Genomic DNA, 12,243 nt, shown 5'->3' on the forward strand with positions numbered 1-12,243 from the left:
TAACCGGGTCTGGCATCATGCCAAACAGATGTTTGGACGTCTAAATGTCCAAACATCTTGGAGTGCCGGCCCGGCCTTGTCAACAGGAATCTGGCCAAACGAATGGCGCCAAAACACACAGCGAACACGAACCGCCACCGCTAGCCGGCCCCCCCCAGCGCCAGGGGCAGACCGCTGGCTCGTTCGGTGAGCCGTCCCAGGGTCTGCAGCAGCAGGGGCCGGGGGGCGAACAGCGACAGCCGTCCCTTGGCCCGGGTGATGCCGGTGTAGAGCAGCTCGCGGGTCAGCACCGGCAGCGGCGCGTCCGGCAGCACCAGCAGGGTGTGGTCGAACTCAGAGCCCTGAGACTTGTGCACCGTCATGGCCAGGGCGCTCTCGTGGGGTGGCAACCGACTGGGCAGAAAGCCGTGGACTCGGCCATCGGGCAGCTGGAACCAGACCCGCAGCCGCTGGCCGTCAAACGCCGTGAGGCCGATGTCGCCGTTGTAGAGCCCCAGGCCGTGATCGTTCTGCGTGATCATCACGGGACGCCCCACATACCAGTCCCCCTCCGGCTGCAGGCAACCCGCCTGCTGCAGCGCCCGGGCGATGGCCTGCCCCAAGGGGCCCACCCCCCAGCTGCCGTCGCGCACCGCGCACAGCACCCGGCAGCGGTTAAACAGGGCCAACGCCTTGGCCGCCCGCTGGGCGTCACAAGGCCCCTGGGCCAGGCAGTCCAGATAGGGGCGATAGCCCGCCACCGCCGCCGCCAGCAGGCTACGCAAACGGTCTTCCCCGCCATGAAGGGCCAGATCCGCCGGTGGATTGTCCAGCAAGGCCGCCACCTGAGCGGCCTGGCCCAGGTTCACCGCCCGGGCCAGCCGGCCTATGCCGGACTGGCCGTCGAAGCGCCAGCTCTTGCGCAGCAGGCAGATCCGATCCCGCAGGGCCGGACCGGCGGCCTGGCTCCAGGGGGCCAGATCGTAACCGGTGAGCCGCGTCAGCCACCGCCCCTGCTCCGGACTCATGCCAGAGTGGCTCAGGCCGCAGATGTCCCCCAGCACGGCCCCCGCCTCCACCGAGGAGAGCTGATCCTTGTCCCCCAGCAAGATGAGGCGGGCGCCCTCGGGCAGCGCCGCCAGCAGGCGCGCCATCAGCGGCAGGTCCACCATGGAGGCCTCATCCACCACCAGCACATCCAGCACCAATGGGTTGTCGGCGTCATGGCGAAACGCCCGTCGCCCGGGCAGGGCCCCCAGCAGGCGGTGCAAGGTGGCGGCCTGGCGCGGCAGGGCATCGCACACCTGGGGCCAGCCGTGCGCCAACTCATCAATGGCCCGCCCCAGGGATTCGGTCAGCCGGGCCGCCGCCTTGCCGGTGGGGGCCGCCAGGCGAATGCGCAGCGCCGCCCCCGTCGTCAGGGCCTGGCGCTGCAGCAGGGCCAGCAGCCTGGCCACAGTGGTGGTCTTGCCGGTGCCAGGGCCGCCGGAGATGAGGGTGAAGCGGCCGGTGAGGGCCGTGGCCACCGCCAGCTTCTGCCAGTTGAGGCAGGCGGCTGCCGGAAGCAGAGCGGGCAACTCGGATGAGAGCCGCACCGGATCCTGGGCCTCCAGCAGTGCGGTCAGACCCAGCCAGTCCAGTTCGGCGCCCTCGGTCACATCCAGCCACTGGCGGGCGAAGGGGATCACCGCCTGCGCCGGGGTTTCACCCCGCGCCTGCCGCCAGGCTTTCAGCACAGTCTGCGGCACGGGGGCAAACAAGTCCGCCAGCCAGGCGGCCAGCTGGTCTTCTGGCACCGTCAACGGCAGGGGCGCCTGGGCGGCCTGCAGCCAGTGCACCAGCTGTTGCTCGAAGGCGAAGTAGCGCGCCAGATAGAGGCGACCGCGGGCCAGCACCAGGGGTAACTCGGCCGTCTCATCCGCCCCCACCACCGGCTGGGCCCGCAGCCAGGCCGACAGGGCCTCGATGTCCGTCACTCGTGCCTGCCAGTCCGTCGGCAACTCGGCCTTGGCGGCCAGGCGCGCCGGCAGCTGGCTTAACGGCAGGCAGACATGGCCCTGGCCCAGCTCCTGGCTCACCAGGGCGGCGCACAGGCCCAGCAGGGCATCCGCTTCACCGCCCAAGCGGCCATTAAGATCCTGAATGAAGCGGCCCAGGGCCTGATCGATGGCTCTCAACCCCGGCCAGGGCGCCAGCAGCTGCGGGCTGCTCAAGGCCGGTTCGTAAGCGAGGGTAACGGCGGTCGGCTCAGTCATGGTCGGCTCCGGCGAACAGGCGATCCAGCGCCTGGATGAACTCAAGGGAGGGGCGGGTGAAGTAGACGCCGCTGCCCTGCCCGGCCTGCATGCCCCGCAGGAACAGGTAGCAGACGCCGCCCATGTGCTTCTGGTAGTCGTAATCGGCCAGCCGGGTGCTCAGGTAGCGGTGCAGCGCCAGGCTGTAGATCTGATACTGCAGATCGTAGCGGTGGGCCAGCATGGCCTGGGCCAGGGCCTCGCCCTGATACTGCTCCGGCTGCTCCCCCAGGTAGTTGGACTTGTAGTCCACCACGTAGAAGCGCCCCTGGTGCTCGAACACCAGATCGATGAAGCCCTTGAGCATGCCCTGGATGTCATCGAAGTTCAGCGCCGGCGCCTGGGCGCTCAGGGGATCGTGCTGGGCCAGCAACCGGCTGAGGGCCGGTGCCTGCAGCGGCGCCAGGGGCAGCAGGAATTCCAGCTCCGCCAGGGTGCGCTGGGGGGGCAGATCCCGCAGCCTAAGCCCGGGCTGCAGCTGCGCCTCCAACACCTCCAGCAGCCAGTCGTGCAGCACGGGCCGCCAGGGCTCGGCCTGCCAGTCGGCGGCCAGCCGCACCCCGGTGAGTCGCTCGTCAATCCAGCCCTGCAGCAGATCCCCGGCGGGCAGACCGAAATCCAGCCCCTCCAGCAGGCTGTGCAGGAAGGTGCCGGCCCGGGCGCCGCGGGGAAAACCCAGGGCATCCAGGCGGGGCGCCTCGGGGGCCGGTGCCGGCAGGCCGACATGGGGCGTGTTGGCCACCAGGGCGGAGTAGGAGGTCACCTGCCAGTGGCGATCCAGCCGCCGCGCAAACTGGCGGGCCTGCCAATGGGGCGCCGCCGCACTCCGGCTCAGCTGGCCCGCTGCCGGCCAGGGCAGGGGGTCCCAAGGCACCAGGCCACTCACCTTGGTGGCCGCCAGCCGCTCGGCCAGCGACGCGCCGTCAGGCAGCAGATGCATGAAGGCATTGCCCGCCCCGGCGGGCTTGACCTTGACCTCCGCCAGCCCCAGCCAGGTGAGGTAGACGCCCCGGGTCAGGGCCACGTAGAGCAGCCGCAGATCCTCGGCCAGCCGCTCCTGCTCGGCCTGCTCCAGCGCCGCCTCGTCCGCCTGCAGATCCCACACCGACCGGCCGTGCTCGTGGTAGTTGGCTTGGCTGGTCACCCGCCAGGCGCCGATGAAGGGCAGCAGCACCAGGGGGTATTGCAGCCCCTTGGACTTGTGGATGGTCACCACCTGCACCAGATGACGTTCGGACTCCAGCCGCAGCTGCTGCTCCTCGGCGTTGCCGTCCGGCGCCAGACACTGGGCCTGGAACCAGCGCAGCAGGGCATGCTCACCCGCCAGGGTGGCGGCGGCCTGTTGCAGCAATTCCCCCAGATGCAGCAGGTCGGTGAGTCGTCGCTCACCGTCCGGCGCCTGCAGCAGCTGGGCCGGGATGCGGTAGTGGAACAGCAGCTGCCGCAGCATGGGCAGCACCCCCTGGCGCTGCCACAGCTTGCCCCACTGGCGAAACAGGGCCACCGTCTCCTCCCACAGCGCCTCGTCCTCGCTGAGGGCCGCCAGCTGCCCCATGCTCCAGCCCAGCAAGCGGCTGGCCAGGGCGCTGCGCAGGCAGCCTTCGTCGGACGGGTGCAGGCAGGCGTTGAGCAGGCGGCGCAGATCCTCGGCCTCGGCGGTGGCGAACACCGAATCCCGGCTGGAGAGGTAGACGGAGCCGATGGCCAGGGTATCGAGGCAGCGGCGCAGCTCGGCGGCCTCACCGCCGGTGCGCACCAGCACGGCGATGTCCCCCGGCACCAGGGGGCGATCCCCCAATGTAAGTCGACCCTGCTGAGCCGCCAGCAGCCAGTCATGGATCTGCGCCGCAGCGGCACGGGCCATCTGCTGGCGATAGGCGCCGCCGGCGAGCGGCTCGGGCGCCAGCACATAGGGCAAGGGCGGCAGAGGCGCACCGTCCAGGCTCAGGGTGTCGGCCTTGCCCTTGGCCCGCACCGGGGCGAAGGGAATGGCCTGGTCATAGATGAAGGGCGAGGCGGCCTGGGCGAACAGGCCGTTCACCGCCGCCACCAGATCTGTGGTGGAGCGGAAGTTGGTCTCCAAGGTGTAGTGATCGCTCACCTCGGCCCGCGCCTGCATGTAGGTGAAGATGTCGGCGCCGCGAAAGCCGTAGATGGCCTGCTTGGGATCGCCGATGAGGTAGAGACCGCACTCCGGCCGGCCCCGGTAGAGGGTGGCGAAGATGCGGTACTGCAGCGGGTCGGTATCCTGGAATTCGTCGATCATGGCCACCGGGTACTGCTCGCGGATGCGCTCAGCCAGCCCGGCCCAGGCCGGCCCCGCCAGCGCCCGATCCAGCCCGGTGAGCAGATCGTCAAAGGAGAGCTGCTGGCGCTGGGTCTTGACCTGGGCCATGCGCCGGCGCACCTCGTCCAGGGCCTGGGCCAGCAGGGGGCCGCGGATGTCGGGCCTGTCCGCCAGCAGGGCGTCCACCGCCGCAAACAGCGGATGTACTGGCGGCGCCCCCTTGGGGCTCTTCTCATACAATAAGGCCTGGCCGAAGCGGTAGAGGTTGTCCGGCAGGCTCAACTCCTGGGTGTCGGTGAGTGCCCACTGCCCCACCTGGGTCAGCCAGTTGGGCAGGTTGCGGGCGGAATAGCTGCGCTTGTCGAGGCCGGAGGCCGCCAGCACATCCGGCAGATCCGCCGCCGCGGCCCGCCACTGGGCCTTGAAGGCGTCGATGCGCGCCAGGCCGTCGGCCAGGGCCAACCGCCAGTCGCGCCCGCTCACCTTGCAGTGCAGGGCCTGGGTCGCCAGCTGGGGATTGAGCTCGGCCAGCAGATCCTGGGGTGACGCCCAGCACTCCCGCACCGCCGCCACCTGGGCCCGGCTGGCGCCGTAGAGCTGCTGACGCCAGAAATCCGCCACCGCCTCGAAGCGCAGCCGCTGGTCGTCGCCGACAAACTCGGTCTCGAACAGGGCGCCAGACTCGAAGGCGTTGTGCCGCAGCATCCGCTGGCAGAAGCCGTGAATGGTGAAGATGGCCGCCTCATCCATCTGCCGCTCCGCCACCAGTAGGCGGCGGGCCTCCTGGGCCAAATCCGGGCTGCCGGCCAGCAGCGCGGCGATAAGCTCGTCGCCCTGGGCATCGCCGCTGTCGAACGCCTTGCGGGCCGCGCGGATGCGGGCCAGGATGCGGCCCCGCAGCTCGGCGGTGGCGGCCTCGGTGAAGGTCACCACCAGGATCTTGTCCACCGTCAGGGGCAGGCCGAAGTCCTCGGGGCCATCGCGCCCCAGCAGCAGCCGCAGGTAGAGCCCCGTGATGGTGTAGGTCTTGCCGGTGCCGGCGCTGGCCTCGATGAGCCGGGCCTGGCGCAACGGAAAGCCGGTAATGTCGAGAATGCGGCTCATCAGCAGACCTCCAGATGGTCATACAGGGGGGCCAGCAGGCGCCGATCCCACGCATCCAGCGCCTGATGCAGCGCCTCGTCCCATGCCGGGAAGGCCCGGGCCACGTAAGGATCCAGACTGTCGCCCCGCACATACTCGCTGCCGACAAACTGCCGCTCCCGGGCGGCGAACAGATCCGCCTGGGCTTTTTCGTCCTGACTGACGAAACAGGTGGCCCACAGCAGGGGCAAGGGCTCGGTCAGCCCCTGCAGCCAGGCCGCCAGCCAGGCAGACAGCTGCGCCTTTGCCGCCTCGGCGGCCAAGGGCTGCAGGCGATAGTGCCCCTTGATGCCCAGCAGCAAGGTGTCAGCGGGGGGATAGGCGGCACACAGGCACAGGTGCTCCAGCCAGGCCCGCACCAGCTGCACCGGCTTGAACTCCCCGGCGCGATAGCGCACCAGGGCGCCGCCGTGACAATCCGGCAGCTGGCCCTGCAGGCTGAGCCGCCGCTCGCTGCCATCGGGCAAGCGGACGTTAAGGCTCAGGTCCAGCGGCAGACGGCGGGCCGGGGCGGCGCGCGCCGTTTCCAGCGCCTGCAGCAGGGGTTGGATCCCGTTGACCTGCTCGTCGAGCAGCAGATCCCCCAGGGCGCCGGTGGGCAGCAGGCCGCTATGGCGCAGCCGCTGGCTGAGGCTGGCCTGCTGACCCGCGAGGCTGGCCGCCAGCAACTGCTGGCGCAGCTGGTAGCTGGTCAGGGCATCGGCGGCGAAGGGTTCGTCCTGCTCCGGCTCCGCCACGCCGGCATCGAAGCGCACCCGCAGGCTGCGCTGAAAGAAGTTGGCCACCGGATTTTGCGCAAAGCGCAGCAGATCGGAGAGCTCCAGCAGGCCGTCGGCCAGCAACTCGGTCGGCAGCGGCAGAGGATCACCGATAAAGGGCGCGGCAGGCGTCAGGTCCGCCGGCGGGCACCAGTCGGCGGCAAACGAGACGGGGGCCGCCGGGTCGAAATAGCGCGGATCGTAGGGCACTAGGGCCTCCTGGCGCACCAGGCGCCGCCACAGATCCTTGGGTTCCCGGCTGCCGTCCGGCAGGCAGCAGCTCTGCTGGCAGTAATCCAGCAATTCCGCCAGCAGCACCGAGGGCTCCCTGGGCTGGTTGTCCTGGCTGCTGCGATCCACGTAGGAGACATACAGCCTCTGCTCGGCGGCCAGCAGGGCCTCCAGGAACAGGTAGCGGTCATCCTCCCGCCGGGAGCGATCGCCGCGACGCGGCGCCTGGGCCATGAGATCGAAGCCCAGGGGCGGCACGCTGCGCGGGTAGACGCCGTCGTTCATCCCCAGCAGGCCGATCACCTTGAAGGGGATGGAGCGCATGGGCATCAGGGTGCAGAAGTTGATGCGCCCTGCCAGGAAGCCGCCGCTGGAGCGCCGTCCCGCCAGGGCCTCGGTGAGGTAGTCCTGGATCACCGCCAACGACAGGGGCCCGTCGAAACCCACCTCCGCCTGCTGGCGCGCCAGCTCCGCCAGGGCCTGGCGCACCTGGGCCAGCTCCTCCTCCCCCGCCTCATCGGGGGCATAGAAGGCCAGCAGCAGATCATCCACCAGCTCACGCCAGGCGGTGAGGCTGCGGGGTTCGGGCAAGCCATCCCGCAGCCGGCGCAGCCGTTCGACAAACAGCGCCAGCTGGCCCAGCAGCACGCCGTCCTGCCCCTCCACCTCGCCGTAGGGGCTGATGTCCGCCAGGGGATCGGCGCCGGCCATGGCAAAGCCCAGCAGCATGCGCTCCAGGCCGTGCTGCCAGGTGTTGCCCGGCATCCGGCTCAGCTCGAAGCGCGCACCGTCGGTCTCGTCAAGCCCCCAGCGCACCCCGGCCTCCTGCACCCAGACCTGCAGGGCGGCCAGCGCCGCCTCGTCCAGCCCCAGGGCCGCCTGGATGGCGGGCACCGCCAGCAGGGAGAGCAGCTCGGGAGCCGAGCAGCGCAGCTGGGGCAGTCGCAGCAGGGTCAGCAGGCTCTGCAGCAGCGGGCTCTCCTGCTGGGCCGAGCGATCCGAGATGGCAAACGGCAGCCAGCGGCTGCCCTGGGCGGCGCCGAACACCGCCTGGATGAAGGGGCTGTAGACGTTGATGTCCGCCACCATCACCAGGATATCCCTGGGCTGCAGGGTGGCGTCGGCCGCCAGCATGGCCAGCAGGGCGTCGTGCAGCACCTCCACCTCCCGCATGGGGCTGTGGCAGCCCCGCACCTGCAGGGAGTCATCCTCCGGCAACAAACAGAAGGGCTCGGCCTCAGGCCGGCTGCGATCCAGCAGATCCAGCATGTCCGCCTGCAGCCGCTGCAGCAGGCCGCTGGGCTCGATATCGGCGAAAGCCTCGCACTCCCGGGGCTCGAGATCCGCCAGCAGGGCCTGATGATCCCGCCCCTGCTTGCCCCAGGAGACCAGCAGGGGGTGGCCGTCCGCCAGCTCGTCGGCGGCATTGAACAGGGCCTCCAGCTCCCCCTGGCTGGCGAACAGCGGACGCTGGCCCGCCTCCTGCTCCAGGTTGGCCAGGATATGGGCGCGGCGCCGTTCCAGCAGCTGCTGGAACAGCCGGCCGTCGATGCGCCAGCGCTCCAGCAGATCCCCCCAGTAAAAGCGGCAGGGGTTGCCCTGCATCAGGTGGACGTCCATGTGCCGGCCCAGGGCCCGCAGCGCCTGCAGGTAGTTGGGCGGCAGGGCATTGATGCCGAAGATAAACAGCCGCTTGGGCAAGCCTGCCGGTGGCTCGGGCTGTTCCAGCCGGCGGATAAATGCCTCGAACAGGTTGGCTCTGTGGAGGTGGTCGGCCTGCTGCTCGGTGGCGGTCACCAGGGCGCGCCACAGTCTGGGCTGCCAGGGCTGGGCCTCGGCCCCCAGCTCGCCGCCCTGCTCCCAGTCGGCGATCCAGTCCGGCCGGTAGACTAGGTATTGGTCGAAAACGTCGGCGATGCGCTGGCTCAGCTGGTAGCCCTTGCGCTGATCCGGATCCTCCGCCAGGTAGTGGGCCAGGGGGGCGAAGCTGGGATCCGCCAGCTGCTGCGGCAGCAGGGTCATCAGCCGCCAGGCCATGGCACCCTTGGTATAGGGGTTCAGCTCGGGCACCTGGGGTAGCACCAGGCTGAACATCTGCCAGATGAAGGTAGAGGGCAGGGGAAAGGCCAGCTGGGCCGCCACGCCGAACTCCTGGGCCAGTGCCTGGCGCAGCCACTGGGCCATGCCGGGGCTCTGTACCAGTATCTGCTCGGCGGCAAAGGGATCGCTCAGGGGCGCGCGCCGGATCAGCGCCGCCAGCAGGGCCTTGTGCACCTCCAAGTGGTTGGCGTGATAGACGGTGAACATGGCGGGCTCCGGGCTGGGACATCGTAAGACGCTATCATACCCAAAAATCCTAGGCGGTCAGGGCCTTGGCATTGGGATGGGATTTTGCTAACAATCGCAGTGGCATTGAAGGAGTATCACACCATGTTGCTGTCTATTCGCCTGCCGTCCATTCGCCGGCCGTCCCTCCGCCTCTTGTGCCTCATCGGGCTGCTGGGCTGTTCCGCCGTGCAGGCGGCCGTCTATTCCCTGGGCGAGGGCCGTCTCATCGGCAGTCCCATGCACGTGGAGGTGCCGGACAACGGCGGCTCCCTGGAGGAGCTGGCGGCCCAGTTCCAGGTCGGCCTCTATGCCATGCTGGCCGCCAACCCAGGGGTGGATCCCTTCCTGCCCCGCCCCGGACGCACCCTGACCATTCCCAGCCAGCTGCTGCTGCCGGACGTGCCCCGCAAGGGCATCGTCATCAACCTGGCGGAGCTGCGGCTCTATTACTTCCCCGAGGGGGAGGACAAGGTGTACGTCTACCCCATCGGCATCGGCCGGGTGGGCCGGGAGACTCCGGAGATGGAGACCCGCATCCTCAGCAAGCAGCCGGATCCGGTCTGGATCCCCCCCGCCAGCATCCGGGCCGAACACCTGGCCCAGGGCGATCCCCTGCCGGAACGGGTGGAGGCCGGGCCGGACAACCCCCTGGGCAAGTTCGCCATGCGCATGGCCTACGGCCACGGTGAGTACCTGATCCACGGCACCAACAAGAATTTTGGTGTCGGCCTGCGGGTGAGCGCCGGCTGCATCCGTCTGCGCGCCCCCGACATAGAAGCGCTCTACAACATGGTGCCGGTCGGCACGCCGGTGCGAGTGATCAACCAGCCGGTGCTGGTCTCGCAAGAGCCCGATGGCCGCCGCTGGATGGAGGTGCATCAGCCCCTCTCCCGCACTCAGGAGGAGTACGACGGCGATGGCGCCCCCCTGGTGCTCTCCAGCCAGGTGCGGGAGTTCATCAACTTCCCCTACACGGATCTGGATACGGTGGATCAGGCACTGCTGGAGCGCAGCGGCATGCCGGTGGTGATCGGCTGGAACTAGCCGTCACGCCGGCAAACGCCCAAACAAAAGCGGCGCCCCGGGGCGCCGCTCGTCAGCCAGACCGGCTTACTTCTTGTAGGTGGTGGCCATGTTGTCCAGACGCTGGTTGGCGCGCATGGCCTCACTCTTGGCCTCCTGCACGTCACTGGCCGTCTGGGCCTGGGACTGCTTGATGGCAGCCACGTCGCTGGTCAACTGATCCACCTTGGTATTGAGGCTCTGCACATCAGCTTGCAGCTGATCCGTGTTGGCACAACCGGCCAACAGGGTGGAACCCAAAACCACTGTACCCAACAAAGCTTGATACTTGTTCATGATTCACTCCCTTTGCTTAATGCTTGCCTGGACGCGTTCCGGCCCTAGCAGTATGGCACAAATCCCCCACGGATTAATCAAGGAAAAGTGCTGATTCTTATCGGCGTTTTCTCACCTACCCCGTCGCCAAGCCACCAGAAACGACAGTTGTGTCACGGACAGGCAACCCAGGTCACCGTAGACTCGCCCGACGCCAGGAAAGGCCCCCCAGTTTCAAGAACAAGGAGAATTGTTCGTGCCCCTTCTGTCCGCCCTGCGCCCCCTGCTGGCGCTGCTTGGTCTGCTGCTGAGTGCCCCCCTCTGGGCCCTGAGCCAGGAGCAGGCTCAGGAGGAGTTTGTCAGCGCCCGGCAAGCCGCCATGGCCGCCAGTCAGCTCGGCCCCCGCACCCTGACCCTGGCCGATCAGGCCAGCCTCCAGCTGCCGGCGGCCATGGTCTATGTGCCGGCGGAGGAGACCCGCCACCTGATGCAGGCCATCAACGGCCACTACAACGACAGCCTGCAGGGCATGGTGCTGCCGATCAGCGACCAGGAGGCCTGGATGATGCTGCTGAGTTTCGAGCCGGTGGGCTATATCCGGGATGATGATGCCAAGGCCTGGGATCCGGACGAGATGCTCAACAGCCTCAAAGAAGGCACAGAAGCGGCCAACCAGGAGCGCCGTCAGCGGGGCATCCCCGAGCTGGAGGTGTTGGGCTGGGCCGAGGTGCCGGTTTACAGCGCCGGCAACCACCAGCTGCGCTGGTCCGCCACCGCCCGGGACAAGGGCAGTCAGCAGCGTAACTACACCATCAACTACAAGACCCTGGCCCTGGGCCGGGAGGGCTATCTTGGCCTCAATCTGATCACAGATACGGACAACGTGAACCGTTTGAAGCCGGTGACCGCGGCCCTGATGGCGCAGTTGACCTTCCAACCCGGCAAGCGCTATGACGATTTTCAGGCGGGCAGCGATCAGGTGGCGGAATATGGCCTGGCGGCCTTGGTGGCCGGCGTCGCCGCCAAGAAGCTGGGCTTCTTCGCCCTGGCCGCCGCCATGCTGGCCAAATACGCCAAGCTGCTGCTCATCGGCCTGGCCGCCATGGGTGGCCTGCTAGGCCGGCGGCGCAAGCGCAAAGGCTAAGGAGGCGCCATGCTCAAGGCGTTACTGCTGCTGGTCAGCGCCGGCAAGCTGGGTCCCCTGCTGGTGACCCTGGGCAGCATGCTGCTGTCGGTGGTGATCTATGCCCAGCTGTTCGGCTGGGCCTTTGCCGTCGGCTTCGTCGGTCTGCTGCTGGTTCACGAGCTGGGTCACTACCTGGCCGCCCGCCAGCGGGGCCTGGCGGTGGGCGCCCCCACCTTCATCCCCTTCGTCGGCGCCTGGATCGAACTCAAGACCCAGCCCATGTCGGTGGAGACGGAAGCCTGGGTGGCCCTGGCCGGCCCGTTGCTGGGCACCCTGGGGGCCATGGGTTGCTACTACCTGGGACGGCATGGCGGCGGCAACCTCTGGCTGGCCCTGGCCTACATGGGCTGCCTGCTCAACCTGTTCAACCTGATCCCCCTCACCCCCTTCGATGGCGGGCGCATCGTCGCCATCCTCTCCCCCAAGCTCTGGCTGGTGGGGATCCCTGTGCTGGTGGCGCTGTTTTTCTACCGCCCCAGCCCCCTGTTGCTGCTGGTGGCCGTGCTGGCCGCCCCCCAGGTATGGGGCCTGCTGCGCGGTCGGCTGGCCCAGCCGGCCAGTTACTACCGGGCCAGCCTGGAGCAGAAGCTGCAGTACGGCTGCTATTACCTGGGCCTGTTGGCGTTTCTGGCCATCATGAGCCAGCACCTGCACCAGCAGCTCGCCCCCTTACGCGGCTGAATCAGCGCCAAACCATGC

7 protein-coding genes are annotated in these 12,243 nt (G+C 68.7%); 3 read left to right on the plus strand and 4 right to left on the minus strand.

What is annotated here, in order from left to right; all coding sequences use genetic code 11:
* Positions 1-140 precede the first annotated feature (140 nt).
* The 3 genes from recD to recC are packed head-to-tail and all read right to left on the minus strand — an operon-like array spanning position 141 to position 8,999.
* On the minus strand, positions 141-2,234 hold the full coding sequence (gene recD, locus ABHF91_RS15950) for an exodeoxyribonuclease V subunit alpha (protein ID WP_409421216.1): 2,094 nt from the start codon (positions 2,232-2,234) through the stop codon (positions 141-143).
* Complete coding sequence (gene recB, locus ABHF91_RS15955; RefSeq protein WP_409421217.1) at positions 2,227-5,664, minus strand: exodeoxyribonuclease V subunit beta; 3,438 nt, start codon at positions 5,662-5,664, stop codon at positions 2,227-2,229. The genes recD and recB overlap by 8 nt, the downstream gene beginning before the upstream one ends.
* Positions 5,664-8,999 (minus strand): exodeoxyribonuclease V subunit gamma, encoded by a 3,336-nt coding sequence (gene recC / locus ABHF91_RS15960; RefSeq protein WP_409421218.1) that lies wholly within the window; start codon positions 8,997-8,999, stop codon positions 5,664-5,666. The genes recB and recC overlap by 1 nt, the downstream gene beginning before the upstream one ends.
* Positions 9,000-9,122: 123 nt before the next feature.
* Here recC and ABHF91_RS15965 point away from each other — a divergent pair, with 123 nt between their 5' ends.
* Positions 9,123-10,064: a L,D-transpeptidase family protein gene (locus tag ABHF91_RS15965; RefSeq protein WP_409421219.1), complete on the plus strand. Its 942-nt coding sequence runs from the start codon at positions 9,123-9,125 to the stop codon at positions 10,062-10,064.
* Between the two features lie 66 nt (positions 10,065-10,130).
* Here ABHF91_RS15965 and ABHF91_RS15970 read toward each other — a convergent pair whose 3' ends face one another.
* A complete protein-coding gene (locus tag ABHF91_RS15970) occupies positions 10,131-10,379 on the minus strand; it encodes an Lpp/OprI family alanine-zipper lipoprotein (RefSeq protein ID WP_409421220.1) in 249 nt (82 codons plus the stop codon).
* Positions 10,380-10,614: 235 nt separating this feature from the next.
* Here ABHF91_RS15970 and ABHF91_RS15975 point away from each other — a divergent pair, with 235 nt between their 5' ends.
* Complete coding sequence (locus ABHF91_RS15975; protein ID WP_409421221.1) at positions 10,615-11,502, plus strand: DUF2167 domain-containing protein; 888 nt, start codon at positions 10,615-10,617, stop codon at positions 11,500-11,502.
* Between the two features lie 9 nt (positions 11,503-11,511).
* Entirely contained in the window at positions 11,512-12,225 is a 714-nt protein-coding gene (locus ABHF91_RS15980; RefSeq protein ID WP_409421222.1) for a site-2 protease family protein, read from the plus strand.
* Positions 12,226-12,243: the final 18 nt, after the last annotated feature.

It is taken from the genome of Pseudaeromonas aegiceratis, from assembly GCF_046254905.1.
Lineage (GTDB): Bacteria > Pseudomonadota > Gammaproteobacteria > Enterobacterales > Aeromonadaceae > Pseudaeromonas > Pseudaeromonas aegiceratis.